The following is a 22,641-nucleotide window of genomic DNA, read 5'->3' as shown; positions in this document are numbered from 1 at the left end:
GGCCGGGCCGGGTGAGGACAGCGACAGGGCCGCGCCGGGCGCGGCGTGACCCGCCCGGACGATAAGGAAGGTTTACAGTCCAGGCGCGGCGCGGGTAGCGTGCGGGTCGGATCGATGACCACCGATCACGACGAAGGCCTGGAGGTATCCGTGCGTCGCCGACACACCATGACGCGGCTATTGGTCATAGCCGCACTCGGACTGCCGTTCATCCTGCCCGGCGCCCCGGCCGCCACCGCCGCGCCGACCGCCCCGGCCCGCCACCTGGACGACGTGATCCCCGCGCCCGTCGAGACCCGTCCCGACGCCCGGGGGACATTCCGCCTCAGCCCCCGGACGGTCATCCGCACCTCGCCCGGCTCGGCCGCCGCCTGGCAGGTGGGGCGCCAACTCGCCGAGACGCTGCGCCCCGCGACCGGTTACCCCCTGCCGGTGCTGCCGGTGCGCTCGACGCCGCTGCCCGAGATCGCCCTGGTCATCGGGGGAGCGGACGCACGGGTCGGCCAGGAGGGCTACCAGCTCGACGTCAGCCGCCGCGGGGTGACGATCCGGGCGAACACCCCGGCCGGCCTGTTCGCCGGCACGCAGACCCTGCGCCAACTGCTGCCCGCCGAGATCGAGGCGTCCAACCGGCAACGGGTCACCTGGACCGTGCCCGGCGGACGGATCGTGGACCACCCCCGCTTCGCGTACCGCGGGGCGATGCTCGACCTGGCCCGGCACTTCCACACCGTCGACGAGATCACGGCGTACGTGGACCTGCTCAGCCAGTACAAGATCAACTATCTGCACCTGCACCTGACCGACGACCAGGGCTGGCGGATCCAGATCGACTCCTGGCCCCGGCTCACCACCGTCGGCGGCGGCCCGGGCACCGGAGTCGACGGCGTCGGGCCCGGTTTCCTCACCAAGGCCGACTACAAGGCCGTCGTCGCCTACGCCGCCGCGCGACACATCACCATCGTCCCCGAGATCGACATGCCCGGGCACACCAACGCCGCCCAGTCGACCTACCCCAAACTCAACTGCGACGGCGTCGCACCGCCCCCGCGCACCGACATCGCCGTCGGTTACAGCTCGCTGTGCATCGGCGACGAGCTGACCTACCGGTTCGTCGAGGACGTCATCCGCGAACTCGCCGCGATCACCCCCGGGCCGTACCTGCACATCGGCGGCGACGAGGCGCACGCGACCACGGACGAGGACTACCGCACGTTCATGCAACGGGTCCTGCCGCTGGTCGCGAAGTACGGCAAGCGCGCCTCCGGTTGGAACGAGGTCATGCAGGTCGACCCGCCCACCGACGTCGTGGCGCAGTTCTGGGGCACCGGCACCACCAACGCCGACCTGGCCGAGGCCGCCGCCCGGGGCAACAAGGTGATCATGTCGCCGGCGAACAAGGCCTACCTGGACATGAAGTACGACGCCAACACCCGCCTGGGCCTGTCGTGGGCCGCCTACATCGAGGTGTCCGACGCGTACGGCTGGGATCCGGCCAGCCGGGTGACCGGCGTCGGCGAGGACGCGATCCTCGGCGTCGAGGCCCCGCTGTGGTCCGAGACGCTGCGCACCCTGGACGACATCGAGCACATGGCCTTCCCGCGCCTGCCCGCGATCGCCGAACTCGGCTGGTCGACGGCGGCCAGCCACGACTGGGAGTCGTTCCGGACGCGGCTGGGGGAGCAGGCACCCCGGTGGCGCCTCCAGGACGTCGACTTCTACCCGTCCCCGCAGGTGCCCTGGCTCTGACCGGATGAGCGGGTGGGTCCGGGCCCCACGCGGCCCGGACCCACCCGCGTCCTGCTGGGCGATGTCGGCACGACATGGCACGATCACGTACGTGACCAGCAGACCCGACGAGGCGCAGCACCTGCGCGACCTCGCACGCCTGCGCCGCGTCCGCGACCGGATCGACCGGGAGTACGCCCGGCCCCTGGACGTCGAGGCCCTCGCCCGCGGCGTGAACATGTCGGCCGGGCACCTCAGCCGCCAGTTCCGGCTCGCCTACGGCGAGTCGCCGTACGCGTATCTGATGACCCGGCGCATCGAACGCGCCATGGCGCTTCTGCGCCGTGGCGACCTCAGCGTCACCGATGTCTGTTTCACGGTCGGCTGCTCGTCGCTGGGCACCTTCAGCACCCGCTTCACCGAGCTGGTCGGTGTGCCGCCCAGCGTCTACCGGGACCGGGCGGCGGCCGCGACGGCGGGGATGCCGGCGTGCGTGGCCAAGCAGGTGACCAGACCGATCAGGAATCGAGAAGCGCGGGCCTCCCAGGCGCAACTAGCGTGACCGCCATGGACATCACCATTCACTCGAGCTTCCTGCCGCACACCGACCCGGACGCCTCCCTGGCCTTCTACCGCGACACCCTCGGCTTCGAGATCCGCAACGACGTCGGCTACGAGGGCATGCGCTGGATCACGGTCGGCCCCGCCGGGCAGCCCGACACCTCCATCGTCCTGCACCCGCCGACCGCCAGCCCCGGTCTCACCGACGACGAGCGCCGCACCATCCTCGAGATGATGGCCAAGGGCAGCTACTTCGGCGTCAACCTGGCCACCGCCGACCTCGACGCCACCTTCGCGAAGCTGGAGGGCAGCGGCGCCGAGGTCGTCCAGGAGCCGACCGAGCAGCCGTACGGCGTGCGCGACTGCGCCTTGCGCGACCCCGCAGGCAACATGATCCGCATCCAGGAGCTGCGCTGAACCATGGTGACCATGACCCACGCGGACGGCACCGCCCCCGAGCTGCCTCACGACCAGGGTGCCGACCCCCGCCCGCCCGCTCAACGTCGTCGCGACACCGAGCACCGGCTCACCCACGACATCGACGTCTGGGTGGCCAGCGCCTCGGCCGACGGCCCGCCCTACCTGGTGCCCCTGTCCTTCCACTGGGACGGCGAGACCCTGCTCATGGCCACCGCGGCGGACTGCCCGACCGGCCGGAACCTGGCCGCCACCCGCGCCGCCCGGCTGGCCCTGGGTCACACCCGCGACGTGTCGATGATCGAGGGCGACGTCGAGGTCCTCGAGATCGACACGCTGCCGCAGGAGCGCGGTGACCGGTTCACCGCGCACACCGGCTTCGACCCACGCACGATGACTGCGCCGTACCGCTGGTTCCGGGTCTCCCCGCGCCGCATCCAGGCGTGGCGCGAGGTGAACGAGATGCCCGGCCGCGAACTGATGCGTCACGGCCGCTGGTTGGTCTGACCCTGGGGATACCGTGGTTCCCGCACCTCGCGAAGCTGATCAGATCGAGCCAGGCGACGCCGACGGAGACCGCTGTCGCGGTCTCCGTCCAACAGATGGAGACACGATGAGCAAGGCCACGAGAACGGACACGCAGTCGCCTGCGCCGCACATCGCCGACAGCCACGACCTGATCCGCGTGCACGGCGCGCGCGTGAACAATCTCAAGGACGTCAGCATCGAGATCCCGAAGCGCCGGCTGACCGTGTTCACCGGCGTCTCCGGCTCGGGCAAGAGTTCGCTGGTGTTCAGCACGATCGCCGCCGAGTCGCAGCGGATGATCAACGAAACCTACAGCGCCTTCCTGCAGGGCTTCATGCCGACGCTGGCGCGGCCCGAGGTCGACGTGCTCGACGGCCTGACCACCGCCATCATCGTCGACCAGCAGCGGATGGGAGGCGACGTCCGCTCCACCGTCGGCACCGCCACCGACGCCAACGCGATGCTGCGCATCCTCTTCAGCCGGCTCGGCAAGCCGCACATCGGCTCACCGCAGGCATTCTCCTTCAACGTCGCCTCCATCAGCGGGGCGGGCGCGGTCAGCATGGAGCGCGGCGGAAAGACCGTGAAGGAGCGCCGCAGCTTCACCATCACCGGCGGCATGTGCCCGCGCTGTGAAGGGCGCGGCTCGGTCTCCGACATCGACCTCACCCAGCTCTACGACGACTCCAAGTCCCTCGCCGAAGGTGCCTTCACCATCCCCGGCTGGAAGTCGGACAGCTTCTGGACCGTCCGGGTCTACGCCGAGTCGGGTTTCGTCGACCCGAACAAGCCGATCCGCAGATACACCAAGAAGGAACTCCACGACTTCCTCTACAAGGACCCGGTCAAGGTGAAGGTCGACGGCGTCAACCTCACCTACGAAGGGCTGATCCCCAAGATCCAGAAGTCGTTCCTGTCCAAGGACAAGGAAGCGCTCCAGCCCCACATCCGAGCCTTCGTCGACCGGGCGGTCACCTTCACCACCTGTCCCGAGTGCGACGGCACCCGACTCAGCGAGGCGGCGCGCTCCTCGACGATCGACGGGATCAACATCGCCGACGCCTGCGCGATGCAGATCAGCGACCTCGCCGAATGGGTCAGCAGCCTCAACGAGCCGTCGGTGGCGCCGCTGCTCGCCGCACTGCGCCACACCCTCGACTCGTTCGTCGAGATCGGGCTGGGCTACCTCTCGCTCGACCGGCCGTCGGGCACCCTGTCCGGCGGCGAGGCGCAGCGCACCAAGATGATCCGCCACCTCGGCTCCTCACTGACCGACGTCACCTACGTCTTCGACGAGCCCACCATCGGCCTGCACCCTCACGACATCCAGCGGATGAACGACCTGCTGCTGCGGCTGCGCGACAAGGGCAACACCGTTCTCTTCGTCGAACACAAACCGGAGGCGATCGCGATCGCCGACCACGTCGTCGACCTCGGCCCCGGCGCCGGCACCACCGGCGGCACCGTCTGCTTCGAGGGCACCGTCGAGGGACTGCGCGCCAGCGACACCGTCACCGGCCGCCACCTCGACGACCGGGTCGCCCTCAAGGACACCGTACGAAAGCCCACCGGCACGCTGGAGATCCGCGGCGCGACGGCGCACAACCTGCAGAACGTCGACGTCGACATCCCCCTCGGGGTGCTCTGCGTGGTCACCGGCGTCGCGGGTTCCGGCAAGAGTTCACTCGTGCACGGCTCGATCCCCGCCGGCGAGGGCGTGGTCTCGGTCGACCAGGGCGCGATCCGCGGCTCGCGGCGGAGCAACCCGGCGACGTACACCGGACTGCTCGACCCGATCCGCAAGGCCTTCGCGAAGGTCAACGGCGTGAAGCCCGCGCTGTTCAGCGCCAACTCCGAGGGAGCCTGCCCCACCTGCAACGGCGCCGGCGTCATCTACACCGACCTGGCGATGATGGCCGGCGTCGCCACCACCTGCGAAGAGTGCGAAGGCAAGCGGTTCCAGGCATCGGTGCTGGAATACCACCTCGGCGGCCGCGACATCAGCGAGGTGCTCGCCATGTCGGTGACCGAGGCCGAAGAGTTCTTCGGCTCCGGCGAGGCCCGCACCCCGGCCGCGCACGCCATCCTCGAACGGCTCGCCGACGTCGGCCTCGGCTACCTCAGCCTCGGCCAGCCCCTCACCACGCTGTCCGGCGGCGAGCGGCAGCGGCTCAAGCTCGCCACCCACATGGCCGAGAAGGGCGGCGTCTACGTCCTCGACGAGCCGACCACCGGCCTGCACCTCGCCGACGTCGAGCATCTGCTCGGCCTGCTCGACCGGCTCGTCGACTCCGGCAAGTCGGTCATCGTCGTCGAGCACCACCAGGCGGTCATGGCGCACGCCGACTGGATCATCGACCTCGGCCCCGGCGCCGGCCACGACGGCGGCCGGATCGTCTTCGAGGGCACCCCCGCCGACCTCGTCGCCGCCCGCGCCACCCTCACCGGCCAGCACCTCGCGGCCTACGTCGGCGCCTGACCGAGCTTGCCTGATCGGTGCCCGCCGTCGACGGGGGCGGGCGGGGGAGTACCCCGGACGCCCCCGTGCCGTCCGCTGTCTATCCGCGATCGGAACGGGGCGTGTCAGCAGTGTCGCCTGAGGTCGCTTCGGGTTTCGTGTAGAGGATCTCGCGGGCCTGCTCCGCGGCGCGCGTGATGGTTTCGGCGATGAAGTCGACGAAGCGGGCGATGCTCTCGAGGCGGACGGCGGCCGGGGTGCCCGGGCCGAGGACGCTGACGCCCTGCCGTGCGGTCTCGGCGAGCTGGGCGTTGGCTCGGGCGCCGGCGATCGTGCCCTGGTAGAAGACGTCGTCGTCGACGACGTACCGCTCGCGGCGACGGTCGTCGCGTTCCCGGCGGATGAGACCCTGGCTCTCGAGGAACGTGATCGCTTTGGAGATCGACGCTGGGCTGACCTGGACGCGTTGGACGAGTTCCGAAGCGGTGAGGCTGCCCGCGTCGGCGGTGTAGAGGCAGGTCAGCACCCGGGACATCATCTTGGGAAGGCCCTGTTGCATGAGCAGGGTCGTGAACATCTCTTCGTACTCGCGCACGGCCTCGGCGTCGCGCCCGTGGGCCGGCGAGGGCGACTGCGGCTCTCGGGCCGGGGCTTGCCTGCGCCGGTGGGCGCGGCGTTCGGTGGCGCGGTGGGCCAGGTCTGCACGGTAGGCGGTGGGGCCGCCGTTGCGCATCACCTCACGCGTGATCGTCGAGGTGGGGCGGTCGAGACGTCGGGCGATCTCCGCGTAGGCGAGCCCGTCGGCCAGCCCGAGCGCGATCTGCTGGCGTTCCTGCTGGCTGAGCCTGCCTCCCGGCATCGCGATCTCCCTCCACGCTTCCTTGACGTCCCCAGCATAGCGTTCACTCCCAGCCCAATGCAACGAGCGGGATCGCAGCCGTTGCGTTAAATCCAAGACAGTTGCAACGAAAACGTTGCTCTCACCTGCGTAAATGCCGTGCGGACGCAACGACGTTGTTGCCCAGTTCTTGAACGCAACGTAGCGTTTCCGGTGTCAGAAACAGCAAGCACAGGAGGAGAGCACGATGCAGACGTTCGACACCCCCACCCCGATCTCCGCCGTCCTCGACATCCCCGCGGGGCGCGTCCAGTTCATCGCCGCCGACCGGGCCGACACCACGGTCGAGGTCCTGCCCGCGGACGCCTCGAAGGGCCGCGACGTGAAGGTGGCGGAGCAGACCAAGGTCGAATACCGCGACGGCGTCCTGCAGATCAAGGCCTCGGCGAAGAACCAAATCCTCGGAAGCTCCGGATCCATCGAGGTAACGGTCCAGCTGCCCGCCGGTTCCCGGATCAAGGTGAAGGTCGCCAGCGCCGAATTCCGGGCCGTCGGACGGTTCGGCGACGTCGCCTTCGACGGCGCGCACGGCACGGTCAAGATCGACGAGGCCGCGAGCCTCCGCCTCACCACCGCCGCCGGTGACGTCTCGGTCGGCCGCCTCAACGGGCCGGGGGAGATCAGCACCGTAAAGGGCGACATCCGGATCGACGAGGCCCTGCGCGGCACGGTCGTGCTGCGCACCCAGGCCGGCGACGTGTCGGTCAACGCCGCCCACGGCGTTTCCGCCTCCCTGGACGCCGGCACCACCCTCGGCCGGATCCACAACGCGCTCATGAACACCGAAGGCGCCGCCGACCTGACCATCCACGCGACCACCGCCCACGGCGACATCGTCGCCCGCAGCCTCTGAGGAGCACCCATCATGACCAACCTGGCCATCGCGGCGAACGGTCTGCGCAAGTCCTACGGCGACAAGGTCGTCCTCGACGGCGTCGACCTGGCCGTCCCCGAAGGAACGATCTTCTCCCTGCTCGGCCCGAACGGCGCCGGCAAGACCACCGCCGTCAAGATCCTCTCCACCCTCATCTCCGCCGACCCCGCCGCCGGCGCCATCCACGTCGGCGGCCACGACCTCACCACCGCCCCACAGGCGGTCCGTGCCGCGATCGGCGTCACCGGCCAGTTCTCCGCCGTCGACAACCTGATCACCGGCGAGGAGAACATGCTCCTCATGGGCGACCTGCACCACCTGCCCAAGCGCGAAGGCCACCGCACCGCCGCAGAGCTGCTGGAGCGCTTCGACCTCACCGACGCCGCGAAGAAGCCCGCCTCCACCTACTCCGGCGGCATGAAGCGCCGCCTCGACCTCGCCATGACCCTGGTCGGCAACCCGCGGATCATCTTCCTCGACGAGCCCACCACCGGCCTCGACCCCCGCAGCCGCCACAACATGTGGCAGATCATCCGCGAACTCGTCTCCGACGGCGTCACCGTCTTCCTCACCACCCAGTACCTGGAGGAGGCCGACGAGCTCGCCGACCGTATCGCCGTGCTCAACGACGGGAAGATCGCCGCCGAGGGCACCGCCAAGGAGCTCAAGCGGCTCATCCCCGGCGGGCACGTCCGGCTCCGCTTCACCGACCCGGCCTCGTACCGGTCCGCGGCCGTCGCGCTGCACGACGCCACCCGCGACGACGAGTCCCTCTCGCTGCAGATCCCCAGCGACGGCAGCCAGCGCGAACTCCGCACCATCCTCGACCGGCTGGACTCGGCCACCATCGAGGCCGACGAGCTGACCGTGCACACCCCCGACCTCGACGACGTGTTCTTCGCCCTGACCGGCGGCGTCAGCGTCCCCAACCAGCCAAAGGAGACCGTCCGATGAGCACCCTCTCCCTCGCCGTACGCGACTCGTCCACAATGCTGCGCCGCAACCTGCTGCACGCCCGGCGCTATCCGTCCCTCACCCTGAACCTGCTGCTCACCCCGATCATGCTGCTGTTGCTCTTCGTCTACGTCTTCGGCGACACGATGGGCTCAGGCATCATCGGCGGCGGCGCGGACCGCTCCGAGTACATCGCCTACATCGTCCCGGGCCTCCTGCTGATGACCATCGGCAGCACCGTGATCGGGACCGCGGTGTCCGTCTCCAACGACATGACCGAAGGCATCATCGCCCGCTTCCGCACGATGGCGATCCACCGCGGTTCGGTGCTCGTCGGGCACGTCGTCGGCAGCGTGCTGCAGTCGGTCCTGAGCGTCGTCCTCGTGGGCGCCGTCGCCGTGGCCATCGGCTTCCGGTCCACGGATGCGGGCGTCCTGGAGTGGCTCGCGGCGTTCGGGCTGCTCGTGATCTTCGCCCTGGCGCTCACCTGGATCGCGGTCGGCATGGGCCTGGTCAGTCCCAACGCCGAGGCCGCCAGCAACAACGCCATGCCGCTGATCCTGCTGCCGCTGCTGTCCAGCGCCTTCGTCCCGGTCGACGCCATGCCCGGCTGGCTCCAGCCGATCGCCGAGTACCAGCCGTTCACGCCCGCCATCGAAACCCTGCGCGGCCTGCTGCTCGGCAGCGGGATCGGCCACAACGGGTGGCTCGCGGTGGCCTGGTGCCTGGGTCTCGCGGTGCTCGGCTACTTCTGGTCGACCTCGAAGTTCAACCGCGACCCGAAGTAACCGCCATGACAGCGGGGGACCGCCTCCCGCAGCTCGTCCCGCCCGAGGGCGGCGTACGCCGACACGGTGTCGGAGTACGCCGCCCCGTCGGCGTTCTCGGCCATCCGCCGAGCCCGGCCCGCCGACATCGAACCCCAGCACAGCCGCGAACGAAGGCACATAGGCGAGCGCGTCCAGGTGGTGTGCCAGAGCCCAGACCCTGCACGGCGTACACCCCGGCAGCTACAGGGCGGTCGCGGTCTTTTCCAGGATGCCGGCAAGCACGCCGTAGTCGACGGTCTGCCCATCTCTGATGTCAACGGCTTTGCGCTCACCGTTGCCCAACGCCCGAAGGAACCCCTTGACCTCCGGAATGTCCGTCGCGTTGAACACCATGAACGAGACCTTGTCCTTGGCCACCGCGATGACCGCCGCGTAGTGCCCGTTCTTGAGGTAGTGCGGCTTGCCGTACTGGAGCCGCTCCTCGACATCCGGGATGGTCTGGTCGACCATCGCACGCAGCTTCTCGCACACGTCGATCTGCCACGGCTGGGCCTTGTTGATGTACTGGGTGACATCGTCGCTCATGGTCTTCTCCTCCATCATCGTTGCTCCCACCCGAGGAGATCATCTCGGCTCGGGGCATAGCTCAGCACGACCACGCCCGAGTCGAACGCCCGTGCCTCGACCAACCGAAGAACCGTCGGCTCGCCCGACTCCGCGAAGAGGCGCACGCCACCACCCAGCACCACGGGGTAGGTGACCAGGCGCAGCTCATCAACGAGTTCGTTGCGCAGCAACCACCTGACCAGTGCGACACTGCCGTAGATCAGGATGTCGCCATCCACCTCGGCCTTCAGCTTCGTGATCGTCTCGGCGACGTTCTCGCTGATCACGGTGGTGTTGTTCCACTCGCCCCGCTTCAGCGTCGTCGAGACGACGTACTTGGGCATGCTGTTCATCTTGTCGGCGAACCCCGCCTCGTCGGTCATGTTCGGCCACGACGCGGCGAAACCCTCATACGTGACCCGGCCGAGCAGCAGTGCCCCGGCGGCCTGGAGCTGCTCCAGCCCCGTCCGCATGGAGTCCTCGCTGACGAACTGAAAAGTGAACCGCTGCGGATCGTCGACGACCCCGTCAGCGGTCGTGAAGATGGACAAGACGACGCGCCCCATATCTGCCTCCAACGTGGCTTCGGTGACCTAAGGCAGAGCCTCCAGCACCGGGACGGGCACGGGCATCGGTGGCGACCACCCATTCCACCACCCATTGGCCCACCCAGTACCCAGCCCGGGGTCAGGCATGATGGCGCGATGACCGTCGTGCATCCCGCCGGAGCGTCGAAGCGCGAGATCGAGGTACTCGTGATGCTCGGCGCGCGCCTGTCGAACGCCGACATCGCCGGCCGGCTGCACATCTCCGTGCGGACCGTGGAGCACCACGTCTCCGCACTGCTACGCAAGTTCGGCGTGGCCGACCGGAGGGCCCTCGCCGAACTCGCCGTACAGGCCCAGGCAGGGGCTCCGGTGCCGAGACGGTTGCCCGGCCTGCCACCGGCGCTCACCACCTTCATCGGAAGGAGCGCCGAGCGCGAGCACCTGATGGAGACGCTGCGTGGCGCCCGACTCGTCACCCTGGTCGGACCGGGCGGAATGGGGAAGACCCGGCTGGCGGGCCAGATCGCCGGGGCCGCAGGGCCCTCCTTTCCCTCCGGCGGCGCGTTCGTCGACCTCGTCCCGGCCCGTGGCGGGTACGTCGCACAGGCGGTGGCCACCGCGCTCGGCGTTAGCGAGCGCCCCCAGCAGTCGCTGGAGGACGCCGTGGTGGAGCGGCTCGGAGAGAGTCGATCGCTGCTCGTGCTGGACAACTGCGAGCATGTGATCGACGTCGTGGCACCGTTCGCGGAGCGGGTGCTGGCCGCCTGCCCGGGTACCCGCATCCTCGCCACCAGCAGGGAACGCCTCGGCGTGCGGGGTGAACGTGCCGTACCGCTGGGCCCGCTGCCGCTGGCGTCCGACGCCGAGCGACTCTTCATCGACCGCGCCACCGCCGCGGACCCCGGGTTCGAGGCGGACCCCGTGCTGATCGCCAAGCTGTGCGCGCAACTGGACGGAATGCCGCTGGCCATCGAGTTGGCCGCGGCCCGCAGTGCCACCCTGGGCGAAGACGGATTGATGGCCGCGCTCGATGACCAGCTACGGCTGGTGGCCGGCGGTAGGGGTGCGGACGAGCGGCACCGCTCGCTGCGCGCGGTCATCGGCTGGAGCCACGACCTGCTCGATGACGAGGAACAGGCACTGTTCCGGCGGCTCGCCGTCTTCGCCGGCGCGTTCAACCTCACCGCCGCCGCCGCCGCGGTGAGCCCTGCCGGAAGCACCCGCGGTGCGGTTGCCGACGTGCTTGGCAGGCTGGCGGACAAGAGCCTGGTCAGCGTGCACCGTCGGGTCGGAGCGGCCCGGTGGCGACTGCTGCAGACGGTGCGCGCGTTCGCCATCGAACGGCTGGACATCTCGGGCGAGCGGCCGGAGATCCAGGACCGGCACCTGCGCTGGGCGGCGGACGTCGCCACCGAGCTGGAGACGAGGCTGGACGGCGACGAGTGGTACGAAGAGTTCGACGGCGTCGCCGACGACCTGAGAGCCGCCCTCGCCGTCGCCCCCGAAGGCCCCGGTGAGCTGCCGCACCGGCTGGCCCAGGCACTGGCACACCTCGCCTACACCCGGCGGTTCCTGATGGAATCGCTCGGCCACTACCGGACCTCCGCCGAACGGGCCCCCGCTCCGGGCGAGGCCGCAGCGGACCTGTACGCCGCCTCCGCCGTTTCCCATGCGATCGGCGACGACGGTCAGCGGCCCTTCGACCTGCTGCTCGCCGCCGCGCAGCGGGCCCGGGCGGCCGGGGATCGTGGGGCCACCGCCACCGCGCTGGCGCAGGCGGTCACCACCGCACGGCGGCACCCGGCAGGGTTCACCGCCGAGGTTCCGTACGAGCGCCTGCGTGACCTCCTCGACGAGGCGGCGTCGGCAGCCGACGGGTCGAACGACGCCGTGGTGGCGGCCCGCCTCGCCGAGGCGGCGGCCTGGGCCGCGACCTCCGACAGGTACGAGGCCGACCCGGCGCTCGCCGAGGCCGCCGTGGCAGCCGCCCGGGCGACCGGCGATCCGGTGCTGATCAGCGCGGCTCTGGACGCGATGGCCACCGCCGACATCGTGGCGGGGAGGGGCGCGGACGTTCGCCGGATCATGGACGAACGGTTGACCCTGCTGCCCGCGATGTCCCGGCACGACCCGAACGCCGCCCCGGAGATCGTCGACACGTACCGGATGGCCCACCTGGCTGCCCTCGGCGTCGGTGACCTGCCGGCCGCCCTGTCGATCGGCCAGCGGACCATGGACGACGACCTCGCCGGCAGCTCCTACCACTCGGCCGCCCTCCTGATCACGCCGCTGGTGCTCAGCGGACGCTTCGACGAGGCACTGCGGATGGCGGGCACCGCGTGGGAGGGCTGGCGGCGGGCCGGCCGTCCGCGCACCGGCACGATGTCGCCGCCGATGGCCGCGGTCGCCCTCGTCCACGGGCTGCGCGGCGACGACGACGCGTACGCGCTGTGGCGTTCCCGCGCGATCGAGGTCATCGGCGAGCTACCCCCGCACTCCACGTTCGTGTCGATGGTCGACGCGCGGCTCGCCGTCCACGCCGGGCGGGTCGAGGACGCTGCCGCGCTCGTCCGCCTGACGTTCAACGGCACCCGCAGCTGGTCCCCGCCCTACTCGCGGGCGGCGGGCGCCGAGCTGGCCGTCGTCGCCGGGCTTCCCGACGCGCCGGAGCTGCTGTCGGCCGCCGAGCGGCAGGAGAGCGCGTGGGCCGCCGCCTGCACCGCCCGGGCCCGAGGCCGCCTCGACGGCGACACCGCGGCCCTCACCGCCGCCGTGGCGGGGTGGGAGCACATCGGCGCCCGGTTCGAACGGGCATCCACGCTTCTGCTGCTGCCGGACCGTGCCGCCGAAGGCCGCCGGGAGCTCGGGGCCCTCGGCGTCGAGCTCCCGGCTCAACGAGTATGACAAGCGTCCCGTTCGGGCGCAGATCCGCGGGAACGAATGCCTGAGCAGGGCGTCATGCCGGTGTCGGGCTCCCACTCGGGGGAGGATCGCCACCGTGCTGATCACCCCACGGCGCGGCGTCGACCGACAGTCTGCAGGCCCGTCCCGATCCGGCGCTCGGCACCGATCCGGCATCCGGTGGCGAAGAGGCGTACGAGCAGGAAGCGAACAGCACCATGCAGCCGGGCTGGTTGTCTCTGGACCAACACAGCGAGGAAGTGCGCGACCAGGCGCGGGCTTCGATCGACGCGCTTCAGCCCGCGCTTCCCGAGGAGCTACGCGAGGCCGTCGTCGTCGCCGGGGTCACCTGCACGACCTCGGCAAAGCGCACCCCGCTTGGCAGGACGCGCTCTGCGCACTCGCGGACGACGGTGATCGCCAACGGGTCGAAGCCGGACGGCCGTGGGCCAAGTCCGGCAGCCCACGATCCCTGTGCTTCCCGCGCGGTCAGGCGTTCCGGCAGGAAATGGCCTCGCTGGTCCTGCTCGACGGGCCGCTGCGGAGCCTGCTCGATCAGGTGGTGGAGCCCGACCTCGTCCGCTACCTGGCGCTCGCCCACCACGGTCGGCTCCGTATCCAGGTTCGGGGTCCAGACGACACGGACGACAAGACCCTCCTCGGACTCCGCGACGGGGAGATGGCCGCTATCCCTCCGCTGGTCAGCCCGCGTCCGAGCTGACTGTGGAACTCGATCAGTTCAGCCTCGGCGGACGGCGGTCGTGGACGCGTACCGCACTGGCGCTGCGTGACCGGCTTGGGCCGTTCGTCCTGGCCTACAGCGAGTTGGCCTACCCACGCTGGTCGCAGTGAATCGCGGTCGGCAAGGTGATCGGCACAGGATGCTCTTCGACAAGGGGGGAAACCCGCCATGATCACTCGTCTGCTCCGTCGCTCGGCGTACGCCCTCGGCGCCCTCGCGCTCGCCGGCGTGCCGGTCGGCTCGCTCGGCACCGGCCCGCTGCACGCGATCTGCTGACGACGGCACCTCCAGAACCCGGGGGCCGGGGTGAGAGGAAGGGATCTCGCCCCGGCCCCCGCTTCCGTCTATCCCAACCGGCGCAGCCCGGTGACGCTGGCGGCCAGAGCCCAACTCCCGATCGCTGGCGACGAACTTCGTTAGAACGCCGAGTGGCTGTGGAGCAACCGGTTGGGCGAAGGCACGCCGCAGGAGATCTTCGACTTCCTGTACGCGCAGCCGCCGGACGCCGGCTGTTCAGTCCAACAGCCGGACGGCGGAGTCACCGCACGACACTCACGCCTCGGGCAACCAGCCACGCTCCCGGGCACGCCAGCCCAACTGCAGGCGCGACTGCGCCCCCGCCGTCTCCATCAGGTGCTGCACCCGGCGAACGACGGTGCGCCGGCTCATCCCGAGGCGCGCACCCGCCGTCTCGTCGGTCATCCCGGCAACCAGCAGCGACAGCAACTTGCGGTCCTCATCCGAGATCTCGCCCCGCGCGGTAACCTCACCGGCGCCCGACAGGCCCAAGGGACTCGCTGTCGACCACACGCCCTCGAAGAGTGCGACGAGCGCGTCGAGCAGCGCGCACGGGTGGACGAGCACCGCCGCATCCTGCGCCGCATCCGTCAATACCAGAGGGAGCAGGGCCAGCGTGCGATCTGCGACGGCGAGCTTTGTCGGCACGCTCGGCGCGAGGCGCGCTATCTCGCCATTGCGGACGTGCTCCCCGGCCGCCGCCAGGGCGGCCGGATCGGCGAGCGCGTCGATGGTGTAGACGACGCGGTAGGTGATTTCCCGCCCGCGCTCCATCTGTACGCGGTTGACTTGCTCGGCCGCGGCGTACGGCGGCGCGACCAGCATCCGCATCGTTGCCTTCGCGACACGCTGTACCCGGTCGAAGGCACGCTGCACGCTTGCTTGCCCTTGGACGATCTCGATGAGTTCACCGGTACGCCGTCCGGCGGTACGGTCGCGGGTCTGGGCCGCCAGCGCGTGCGCCGCCTCGCGGACCCGGTCCAGCTCGGCGTGCTGGCGCTGGATCAACTGCTCGATCGCCTCGTCTGGCGGAACCGGCACGACCAGGCCGTGCGGCGGTGGCGTGCGGTGCACCATTCCTTTGCGGTGCAGGCCGGCCACCGCCCGGTTGATCTGCGTGGTGGGCCGTCCGGTGCGTCTGGCCAGCTGATCCACGGTGGCGCTGCCCTGCCGCAGCAGCCCAAGGTAGGCCGACTCCTCGGCGGTGGTGAGTCCGGCGGGCTCGAGCATGCTGGGCCTCCCATCGAGCGGCGGTGTGGGACGGGACCGGTGGCGAGGCCGGCGGTTCCGGGACGTGTGATCGGCGGTGGCGCACCTGAGTCACGACTCATCTGCGCCCCTGAGTGATCTAGCCCCGGGTGGTGCCAAGTGTGACACTCGGCCGAGCTCGATTCCACGATCATCCGGGAGACCCGCGGTCGGGAGGAGGGCCCTGTCGTGAGGTCGCTACAGGGTCAAGAGCGGCCATTTGAAGAAAGGGTCCATGTCTGTGCATCCTTCCCGGCCACACCGGCGTACTGCCCTGACGGCGGTATCCGGTGCCCTCATGGTGGGGCTCGCGGCTCTGGCGGCCATGCCTCCGCCACCGGCGCTCGCCTCGCCGCAACCTGCCACCGAGCCTGGCCCCGCGCAGCAGCGCGCCGAACACCACACGATCACCCTTGTCACCGGCGATACAGTGGCCGTCACTCGTGGACCGAAGGGCATCATTTCCTACAGCGTCACCCCGGGCCCTGGCCGCCAGGACGTGACGTTCCTGACCCGATCGGCCAGCGACGGCGCCGTCTCGGTAATCCCCTCCGACGCGCTGAACCTGCTCTCCGCCAACCAACTGGACCCCCAACTGTTCGACCTGGGCGCGCTGATCGACAGCGCGCCCGACGACGGTGGCGAACTGCCGCTGATCGCCCAGTACGCCAAGGCGGCCACGGCCGGGCCCTCCAACCGGGTGGGGGGCGTGCTCGCCGACGGTGCCCGGACCACTCTCGCCCTGCCCCGGCTCGGGCTGAACGCGGTGCGCGTCCCCCCGAACAACACCGGACGCATGTGGCGTGCAGTCACCGGTGGAGAGAAAGCTGCTCAGCGTCTGCGCGGTGGCCTCGGCAAGCTCTGGCTGGACCGCAGGATGAAGGTCTCGCTGGAGCGCAGTGTGCCCCAGATCGGCGCCCCGACTGCCTGGCAGGCGGGGCTCACCGGGACCGGTGTCACCGTGGCCGTTCTTGACACTGGCTACGACATCAACCACCCCGACCTCAAGGACGTGGTCGTCGCGTCCGCCGACTTCGTCGGCGAGGGCACGGTAGACGACCACGTCGGGCACGGCACCCACGTGTCCTCGACCATCGCGGGCAGCGGAGTGGCCTCGAACGGGCTGCGCAAGGGCGTGGCGCCCGGCGCGAAGCTGGCCGAGGGCAAAGTTTGCTCCGAAGAAGGCTGCCCATGGTCGGCGATCCTCGCCGGGATGCACTGGGCGGCCAACGAGGTGCATGCGAAGGTCATCAACATGAGCCTCGGCGGGCTCGACTCCGCTGGTATCGACCCACTCGAGGCCGCGGTGAACGACCTGTCGGCCCAGACCGGAGCCCTCTTCGTCATTTCGGCGGGCAACAACGGCTGCAGGTATGGCGCCCGCCCGGTCGGCTCGCCCAGCACGGCTGACGCGGCGCTTAGCGTGGCCGCGGTCGACCGGACCGACTTCATCGCCGACTTCTCCAGCTGCGGTCCACGCATGCTCGACGACGCGCTGAAGCCGGAGATCAGTGCGCCAGGAGTGGGCATCGTCGCGGCCGTCCCCGGCGGGGGCTACGGATCCTTCAGCGGCACGTCCATGGCCGCCCCGCACGTCACCGGCGCGGCGGCGATCCTGGCCCAGCAGCATCCCGACTGGACCGGAGAGCAGCTGAAGGCCGGCCTGATGAGCAGCGCCTCCGAGCCCCGCTGGGAGAGCATGCCATCGCCCCGCTACGGGTCCGGCCGTGTCGACGTGGCGCGGACGGTCGCCGCTCAGGTCACGCCGAGCGTCGGTGGTCTGAACATCAACCAGCCCTGGCCGCGTCCCACAGCGGGCGTCACCCGCACGGTCAGCTATCGCAACGTCGGGACTGAGCCGGTCGTCCTCGATCTGGCCGTCTCGTCGATCGCGGCCGCGCTGGTCACGCTGAGCACCCAGCGGTTGACGGTGCCCGCCGGAGGCAGCGCCTCGGTGACGCTCACCGTCGGCAGCGAGGGCGAGGCAGAGGCGTACCACCTCGGCGCCCTCACCGCCACCGTCGACGGCGCCCCGGTGGCCCGGACCGCGCTGACCTACCACCAGGACGCGCGGTACGACGTGTCGGTGAAGCTGGTCAACCGGCTCGGCGCGCCCGCCGAGGGCAGTGTGGCTGCGGTGAACGGCGACACCGGCGCGGTGACGTACTTGACGGTCAATGGGGGCACGGCACGGGGGATGCTTCCCACCGGCCGGCACTACCTGCTGACCACGGTGTTCCCGGGCGGGCCGGAGGACATCGCCTTCACCTACGGGATCGTGCCGGTCACGGTCACCGACGATACGGCCGTCCTGCCGGTACGGGTCGACGCCCGCCGCGGCAGGCAGGTCCGGCTCGAGGTCTCCGACCGCTCGGCCGAGCATGTCGTCACGTCCGTGGACCTGACCCTCGACGTGGCCGGCACCCGGATAGCGCACGGCGGCTCCTTCGGCGTGCAGGGCGCGAGCTACGTGCTCCCGGTCGAGGATCCGGCCGTCACCTATGGCGCCCGGGCGGTCTTCGACAAGAAGGGTTCGAGCGAGCAGTCGCCGAGCCCCTACCACTACCGGATCGCCGACACCCGCGCCGGCATCCCCACCGACCCGGTACGCACCGCGGCCAGGGAGGACCTCGCCCGGGTCGTCATGGACTTCAAGGCTCCCGGCGTCGCCTCCAGCGGATCCGCCGCCGTCGGCATGATCACCGACGACAGCCTTCCCACGCTCACCATCGAAGGGCCGGTCGACTTCCCGTCGAAGGTGATCGACTACCGGGCGCCGGGGCGGTACGAGAGCGAGATCCGCATCGGCGACAACTGGATCACGGCACCGGCCCGAACCGTCAGCCTGGCTGAACCCGGCCGGGAGACCTGGAACAACGCGCTCCTCGGGCCGACGCTGGACAGCACCACCGGGCTGAACGGAGACGGCTTCATGTCGATCCCCGACATCCCGTGGTTCGTCGACGCCGAGACGCACGACTTCGCGTACACCCCCGCGTCCGGCACCCTGACGCTGAAGCGGGAGGGGGAGCAGGTCGCGCAGTGGCAGGCCGGCCAGTGGGGCTACGCCTACGGGCTGCCCGTGGAGAAGGCCACGTACACCCTGCAGGCGAGCGTCACCCGGTCGGTGCCGTTCTCCACCCTGTCCAGCCGGATCGACGCCGAGTGGCGGTTCACCACGGCAGGCACCACGGAGTGGCTGGCCAATCCACTCATGGTGCCCCGCCTGGCAGCCGTCGGCCTCGACGAGTACAACCGGGCCGCCGGGAAGGCACCCACCAAGGTGCTGATCGGCGTCAGCGGCCAACCCGCCGGCGGCATCCCGGCCACCCGGGTCACCCGGGTGGAGGCGTCCTTCGACGAGGGCCGCACCTGGAAGTCGCTGAAGGTCACCGCTGGGCCGGACGGGACGCTGGGCAAGGTGATGGTCCCCAACCCGCCCGCAGCGGGCCACGTCGCGCTGCGCGTCACGCTGACCGACCGGGACGGCAACCAGGTCACGCAGACCGTCCACCGCCCCTACGAGGTGCGGCCCCGGTAACCGAGCGAGGCCGGGCCCGAGCGGCTGCAGCCGCTCGGGCCCGGCCTTCTTTCCGACCCTTCCAAAATGGACGGCTGCACTGGTCCTGCCTTCGGCAGGCGCGGCCGCCCCTCAACCCCGGGAGCGACATGCCCAGACGAATTCGGTGGCTGTTGGCGACCATCACAGTGGTTGCGACGCTGTAAGCGGTCCCGGGAACCCCGGCGCTGGCCGACCCGACCCCAGACCTCACCACCCCGAACCCCGCCACCGCGGCCCCGGCCGGCAGCGGTGAGACGCACACCGTCACGCTGCTCACCGGCGACGTGGTGACCGTCGAGGCCACCGGGTCCGGCTGCCCCCGGGTCCGCGTGCAGCCCGTCGACCCGGCCGGTGTGATCCGGCGCAGCTGCGGCGCCGACGGGCACATGAAGGTCATCCCGGCCACGGTGGCGGCCCAGGTCGGCACCGTGCTCGACCCGGACCTGTTCGACGTGACCACGCTGATCGCGGACGGCTACGACGACGAGAGCACCACCGGGCTGCCGGTGATCGTGCAGCCCGCCGAGAACCAGCGGACGACGGCGCTCGCCGACGTCCGGCCACTGTCGAGCATCGGCGCGGTCGCCGGGGCCCTGCCGAAGCAGACCGCGGCCAACGCCAGGGCAGCCACCACCACCCTGCTCACCGGTGCGCGCAAGGTCTGGCTCGACCGGAAGGTGCACGCGACCGGGATCACCGCCGGCAACCACGGCGGCGAGAAGCCCGGCGGCTCCACCGGTCAACTCGACCACAACATCAGCCAGGTCTCCGCGCCCCAGGCGTGGCAGGCCGGCTACACCGGCAAGGGCACCCGGGTCGCCGTGCTCGACACCGGCGCCGACTTCAGCCACCCCGACCTGGCCGGCCAGGTCGTCGACCGCGCCGACTTCGTCACCCCGGGCGGCGACGCGGCCGACCACAACGGGCACGGCACCCACGTCGCGACCACCATCGCCGGCACCGGGGCCGCCTCGCACGGCCAGCGGCGCGGCATCGCGCCCGATGCGCGCCTGGTCATCGGGAAGGTCCTCGACGACTTCGGCTCCGGGTTCGACTCCGACATCATCACCGGCATGGAGTGGGCCGCAGCCCGCGCCGACGTGATCAACATGAGCCTGGGCGGCGCCATGCCGGACGACGGCACCGACCCGATGGCGGTCGCCGTCGACAACCTGACCGCGCAGACCGGCGCACTCTTCGTCATCGCCGCCGGCAACAGCGGCGGCGCGATCGCGTCCCCCGGCTCGGCCGGGCGCGCGCTGACCATCGGCGCGGTCGACTCCGACGACGAGCGGGCCGACTTCTCCAGCCGGGGACCGCTGATCAACACCTGGGCGGCGAAGCCGGAGCTGGTCGCCCCCGGCGTCGACATCGTCGCCGGCCGTGCCGCCGGTACCACCCTGGGCACGCCGTTCGACGAGCACCACACCACGCTCTCCGGCACCTCCATGGCCGCCCCGCACGCCGCGGGGGCCGCCGCGCTGCTCGCCCAGCGGCACCCCGACTGGACCGCGGACCGGCTCAAGGCCGGGCTCGTCGGCGCCACCGACCCGCTGCCCGACGCCGAGCCGTACACCGTCGGCGCCGGTCGGCTCAACGCGGCACGGGCACTCACCGGCCCGGTGAGCGACCAGCCGGTGGTCAACCTCGGCACCTTCAGCTACCCGCAGTCGGGAACCAGCGAGGTGCGGCTGAGCTGGACCGGCGACCGGACCCCGGCGACCGTCCCGCTCGACCTCGCCGTCACGGTCGCCAACCACGACGGGACCACCGCACCCCGCCGGGTCGCGAAGCTGTCGACCACCCGGGTGACGCTCAAGGGCGGCGTGCCCGGCACGGCGACGCTGCGGCTCGACCGCGCGGCGCTGGCGAACTCGCCCGGTTACTACCTCGCCACGGTCACCGCCCGCACGCCGAACCACGCGTTGGTCGCGACCACGCCGGTCGCCTTCTACGTGGAGCCGCGCAGCTACGACCTGACGATCCAGACCCGCCCCATACCGGACACCCCGGTGAACGGGTACAGCGCCGTCGGGGTGGAGGTGACCAACCTCGCCGACCCGCTGCTCTACGGCGGCGGGGCGTTCCTCACACCCGGCAAGTCGGCCACGCTGCGGGTCCCGGCCGGCCGTTACCAGGTCACCGCGGCGTTCACCACGTACAACGACGAGACCGGAGCGCAGACGGGCGCGTTCGTCGGGGACAGCGACATCGCCGTCGACGGCCCCCGGACGGTCATCCTCGACTCGACGCAGGCCAAGCCGTCCACCGCGACCGTGTCCGGGAAGCCCACCCAGGCCCTCGCGAGCGACTTCCTGTACGTGCAGACGGCAGGGAACGGTCTCTCCTGGTGGCAGGCCATCGCCGCGTGGGGCGACTCGGCCACCGTCGCGGTCGGCCCGGTGACGCTACCCGGCGTCGGGTCGCTGCGGATGTACGGCGGCTGGGGGCTGGACTCGCCGGCGGGTACGGCCGCGCCGTACCACTACGACCTGGCTCACGAGTACACCGAGGGAGTGCCGGCCGACCCCACCTACCGGGTCACCGCCGCCGAGCAGGCCCGGCTCGCCCGGATCGACCAGCGGTTCAACCAGCTGGACCTGGCCGGGATGGTGACCTCGATGCGCCGCGCCGGCTTCACCCTCGACGGGTTCTACCTGACTCAGAACCCCACCTACGACCTGCCGGCGACGCGTACCGACTACGTCTCGCCGGGGTTCCTCTGGCAGGACATCGGGACCTACGGCGGGCTCCCGGCCCAGGAGGCGCCCCGGGACTACGCCCCGGGTAGCCGGCAGACCAAGATCTGGGCGCGGCAGCCTCTGCGCTCCGACTGGTTCGACGACCCGGCCGGTGGGGAGTACAGCTGCGCCGGCGCGCCGTGGCGGACCAGCGGCAACCTGCACGTCGACCTGGCCATGCTCGTCGACCAGCACCAGCGGGCCGACTGCCTGCAGCCCGGCGCGGTCGGCATCACGCGAACGCTGGCGCTGTACCGGGACGGCCAGCTCGTCGACGAGCGCAACGCCGCCCGGACCGACTTCAGCGTGCCGGCGAAGGCGGCGGACTACCGGCTCACCTTCGACGTCGACACCAGCCGGATCCTGCCGTTCTCGACCCACGTCAACACCGCGTGGACCTTCCGGTCGGCCGGACCGGCCGGCACGGCGCGCAGCGCCCTGCCGCTCCTGTCGGTCGACTACGCCCTGCCACTGGACGCGGCGAACCATCCCACCGGTGGTCCGGCCACGTTCACGGTCCGGCAGGCCCAGGGGGCGCCGGCTCAGCGGGTGACGACGTTCCAGGCCTGGACCTCGACCGACGACGGCGTGACCTGGCAGCCGACCACGGTCGACCGGGACCGGGACGGCTACCACGCCGCGCTGCCGACCGTGACGGGCGGGCAGGCGGTCTCGTTGCGGGTGAAGGCCACCGCCGACGGCGGCAGCGGCATCGAGCAGACGATCATCCGGGCGTACTGCGCCGGCTGACCGTCCCGATCCGCCGTACCTCCACCGAGGCGCGGCCCGGTGCCGACCGGGTCGCGCC

Annotated in this window: 18 protein-coding genes; 12 read left to right on the top strand and 6 right to left on the bottom strand. The window is 71.0% G+C overall.

Annotated elements, in window-relative coordinates; all coding sequences use genetic code 11:
- Window positions 1–114 precede the first annotated feature (114 nt).
- The 5 genes from KBX63_RS28660 to KBX63_RS28640 all read left to right on the top strand — a co-directional run bounded on the left by KBX63_RS28660 (window position 115) and on the right by KBX63_RS28640 (window position 5,713).
- On the top strand, window positions 115–1,749 hold the full coding sequence (locus KBX63_RS28660; protein WP_247663497.1) for a beta-N-acetylhexosaminidase: 1,635 nt from the start codon (window positions 115–117) through the stop codon (window positions 1,747–1,749).
- Window positions 1,750–1,840: 91 nt separating this feature from the next.
- The gene (locus tag KBX63_RS28655; RefSeq protein WP_307871872.1) at window positions 1,841–2,290 is read left to right on the top strand and encodes a helix-turn-helix transcriptional regulator; all 450 of its coding nucleotides are present in this window, start codon (window positions 1,841–1,843) and stop codon (window positions 2,288–2,290) included.
- A 5-nt stretch (window positions 2,291–2,295) separates the two neighbouring features.
- Window positions 2,296–2,706 (top strand): VOC family protein, encoded by a 411-nt coding sequence (locus tag KBX63_RS28650; RefSeq protein ID WP_210916614.1) that lies wholly within the window; start codon window positions 2,296–2,298, stop codon window positions 2,704–2,706.
- Window positions 2,707–2,718: 12 nt separating this feature from the next.
- Window positions 2,719–3,213 (top strand): pyridoxamine 5'-phosphate oxidase family protein, encoded by a 495-nt coding sequence (locus KBX63_RS28645; protein ID WP_210916613.1) that lies wholly within the window; start codon window positions 2,719–2,721, stop codon window positions 3,211–3,213.
- Between the two features lie 106 nt (window positions 3,214–3,319).
- A complete protein-coding gene (locus KBX63_RS28640) occupies window positions 3,320–5,713 on the top strand; it encodes an excinuclease ABC subunit UvrA (RefSeq protein WP_210916610.1) in 2,394 nt (797 codons plus the stop codon).
- Window positions 5,714–5,792: 79 nt separating this feature from the next.
- Here KBX63_RS28640 and KBX63_RS28635 read toward each other — a convergent pair whose 3' ends face one another.
- Window positions 5,793–6,551, bottom strand: coding sequence for a helix-turn-helix domain-containing protein (locus KBX63_RS28635; protein WP_210916632.1), 759 nt, complete (start codon window positions 6,549–6,551; stop codon window positions 5,793–5,795).
- A 226-nt stretch (window positions 6,552–6,777) separates the two neighbouring features.
- Here KBX63_RS28635 and KBX63_RS28630 point away from each other — a divergent pair, with 226 nt between their 5' ends.
- From KBX63_RS28630 to KBX63_RS28620, 3 genes are read left to right on the top strand one after another with little or no spacing between them, the layout of a single operon-like run.
- The gene (locus KBX63_RS28630; RefSeq protein ID WP_210916608.1) at window positions 6,778–7,443 is read left to right on the top strand and encodes a DUF4097 family beta strand repeat-containing protein; all 666 of its coding nucleotides are present in this window, start codon (window positions 6,778–6,780) and stop codon (window positions 7,441–7,443) included.
- A gap of 12 nt (window positions 7,444–7,455) precedes the next feature.
- Window positions 7,456–8,418 (top strand): ATP-binding cassette domain-containing protein, encoded by a 963-nt coding sequence (locus tag KBX63_RS28625; protein ID WP_210916606.1) that lies wholly within the window; start codon window positions 7,456–7,458, stop codon window positions 8,416–8,418.
- Entirely contained in the window at window positions 8,415–9,206 is a 792-nt protein-coding gene (locus KBX63_RS28620; RefSeq protein ID WP_210916601.1) for an ABC transporter permease, read from the top strand. Before KBX63_RS28625 ends, KBX63_RS28620 begins: the two co-directional genes overlap by 4 nt.
- Here KBX63_RS28620 and KBX63_RS28615 read toward each other — a convergent pair.
- The 3 genes from KBX63_RS28615 to KBX63_RS28605 all read right to left on the bottom strand — a co-directional run bounded on the left by KBX63_RS28615 (window position 9,164) and on the right by KBX63_RS28605 (window position 10,360).
- Window positions 9,164–9,310, bottom strand: coding sequence for a hypothetical protein (locus KBX63_RS28615; protein WP_210916598.1), 147 nt, complete (start codon window positions 9,308–9,310; stop codon window positions 9,164–9,166). The genes KBX63_RS28620 and KBX63_RS28615 overlap by 43 nt on opposite strands.
- 118 nt (window positions 9,311–9,428) lie before the next feature.
- The gene (locus KBX63_RS28610) at window positions 9,429–9,773 is read right to left on the bottom strand and encodes a DUF1801 domain-containing protein (protein ID WP_210916595.1); all 345 of its coding nucleotides are present in this window, start codon (window positions 9,771–9,773) and stop codon (window positions 9,429–9,431) included.
- Window positions 9,774–9,787: 14 nt separating this feature from the next.
- Window positions 9,788–10,360, bottom strand: a complete 573-nt coding sequence (locus KBX63_RS28605; protein WP_210916593.1) for a dihydrofolate reductase family protein — start codon at window positions 10,358–10,360, stop codon at window positions 9,788–9,790.
- 138 nt (window positions 10,361–10,498) lie between these two features.
- Between KBX63_RS28605 and KBX63_RS36095 the strand changes: the two genes are divergently transcribed.
- The gene (locus KBX63_RS36095; RefSeq protein WP_305798348.1) at window positions 10,499–13,246 is read left to right on the top strand and encodes a LuxR C-terminal-related transcriptional regulator; all 2,748 of its coding nucleotides are present in this window, start codon (window positions 10,499–10,501) and stop codon (window positions 13,244–13,246) included.
- A gap of 292 nt (window positions 13,247–13,538) precedes the next feature.
- Here the strand turns inward: KBX63_RS36095 and KBX63_RS28595 are convergent, their stop codons facing one another.
- A complete protein-coding gene (locus KBX63_RS28595; RefSeq protein ID WP_210916592.1) occupies window positions 13,539–13,847 on the bottom strand; it encodes a hypothetical protein in 309 nt (102 codons plus the stop codon).
- A gap of 119 nt (window positions 13,848–13,966) precedes the next feature.
- Here KBX63_RS28595 and KBX63_RS36090 point away from each other — a divergent pair, with 119 nt between their 5' ends.
- Window positions 13,967–14,095, top strand: a complete 129-nt coding sequence (locus tag KBX63_RS36090) for a hypothetical protein (RefSeq protein ID WP_256443186.1) — start codon at window positions 13,967–13,969, stop codon at window positions 14,093–14,095.
- Between the two features lie 442 nt (window positions 14,096–14,537).
- On the opposite strand, the gene KBX63_RS28590 is transcribed toward KBX63_RS36090, so the two are convergent.
- Window positions 14,538–15,512 carry a helix-turn-helix domain-containing protein gene (locus KBX63_RS28590; protein ID WP_210916591.1) on the bottom strand — a complete coding sequence of 325 codons (975 nt, stop codon included), beginning with the start codon at window positions 15,510–15,512 and terminating at the stop codon, window positions 14,538–14,540.
- A gap of 316 nt (window positions 15,513–15,828) precedes the next feature.
- Here KBX63_RS28590 and KBX63_RS28585 point away from each other — a divergent pair, with 316 nt between their 5' ends.
- Both KBX63_RS28585 and KBX63_RS28580 read left to right on the top strand, forming a co-directional pair.
- Window positions 15,829–19,071 carry a S8 family serine peptidase gene (locus KBX63_RS28585; protein WP_210916590.1) on the top strand — a complete coding sequence of 1,081 codons (3,243 nt, stop codon included), beginning with the start codon at window positions 15,829–15,831 and terminating at the stop codon, window positions 19,069–19,071.
- Window positions 19,072–19,376: 305 nt separating this feature from the next.
- A complete protein-coding gene (locus tag KBX63_RS28580) occupies window positions 19,377–22,583 on the top strand; it encodes a S8 family serine peptidase (protein ID WP_307871871.1) in 3,207 nt (1,068 codons plus the stop codon).
- Window positions 22,584–22,641 lie beyond the last annotated feature (58 nt).

This window comes from Micromonospora sp. U21, from assembly GCF_018070045.1.
Taxonomy (GTDB): domain Bacteria; phylum Actinomycetota; class Actinomycetes; order Mycobacteriales; family Micromonosporaceae; genus Micromonospora.
Note: the sequence above shows the minus strand (reverse complement) of the source record. Positions and strands in the feature narration are given on the sequence as shown.

What these genes read in the sequence shown, in the direction of transcription:
- KBX63_RS28660 (WP_247663497.1), top strand. Translation starts at nt 115, where the DNA reads ATGACCACCGATCACGACGAAGGCCTGGAGGTATCCGTGCGTCGCCGA.
- KBX63_RS28650 (WP_210916614.1), top strand. Translation starts at nt 2,296, where the DNA reads ATGGACATCACCATTCACTCGAGCTTCCTGCCGCACACCGACCCGGAC.
- KBX63_RS28645 (WP_210916613.1), top strand. Translation starts at nt 2,719, where the DNA reads ATGACCCACGCGGACGGCACCGCCCCCGAGCTGCCTCACGACCAGGGT.
- KBX63_RS28640 (WP_210916610.1), top strand. Translation starts at nt 3,320, where the DNA reads ATGAGCAAGGCCACGAGAACGGACACGCAGTCGCCTGCGCCGCACATC.
- KBX63_RS28635 (WP_210916632.1), bottom strand. Translation starts at nt 6,551, where the DNA reads ATGCCGGGAGGCAGGCTCAGCCAGCAGGAACGCCAGCAGATCGCGCTC.
- KBX63_RS28630 (WP_210916608.1), top strand. Translation starts at nt 6,778, where the DNA reads ATGCAGACGTTCGACACCCCCACCCCGATCTCCGCCGTCCTCGACATC.
- KBX63_RS28625 (WP_210916606.1), top strand. Translation starts at nt 7,456, where the DNA reads ATGACCAACCTGGCCATCGCGGCGAACGGTCTGCGCAAGTCCTACGGC.
- KBX63_RS28620 (WP_210916601.1), top strand. Translation starts at nt 8,415, where the DNA reads ATGAGCACCCTCTCCCTCGCCGTACGCGACTCGTCCACAATGCTGCGC.
- KBX63_RS28615 (WP_210916598.1), bottom strand. Translation starts at nt 9,310, where the DNA reads ATGGCCGAGAACGCCGACGGGGCGGCGTACTCCGACACCGTGTCGGCG.
- KBX63_RS28610 (WP_210916595.1), bottom strand. Translation starts at nt 9,773, where the DNA reads ATGAGCGACGATGTCACCCAGTACATCAACAAGGCCCAGCCGTGGCAG.
- KBX63_RS28605 (WP_210916593.1), bottom strand. Translation starts at nt 10,360, where the DNA reads ATGGGGCGCGTCGTCTTGTCCATCTTCACGACCGCTGACGGGGTCGTC.
- KBX63_RS36095 (WP_305798348.1), top strand. Translation starts at nt 10,499, where the DNA reads ATGACCGTCGTGCATCCCGCCGGAGCGTCGAAGCGCGAGATCGAGGTA.
- KBX63_RS28590 (WP_210916591.1), bottom strand. Translation starts at nt 15,512, where the DNA reads ATGCTCGAGCCCGCCGGACTCACCACCGCCGAGGAGTCGGCCTACCTT.
- KBX63_RS28585 (WP_210916590.1), top strand. Translation starts at nt 15,829, where the DNA reads ATGGTGGGGCTCGCGGCTCTGGCGGCCATGCCTCCGCCACCGGCGCTC.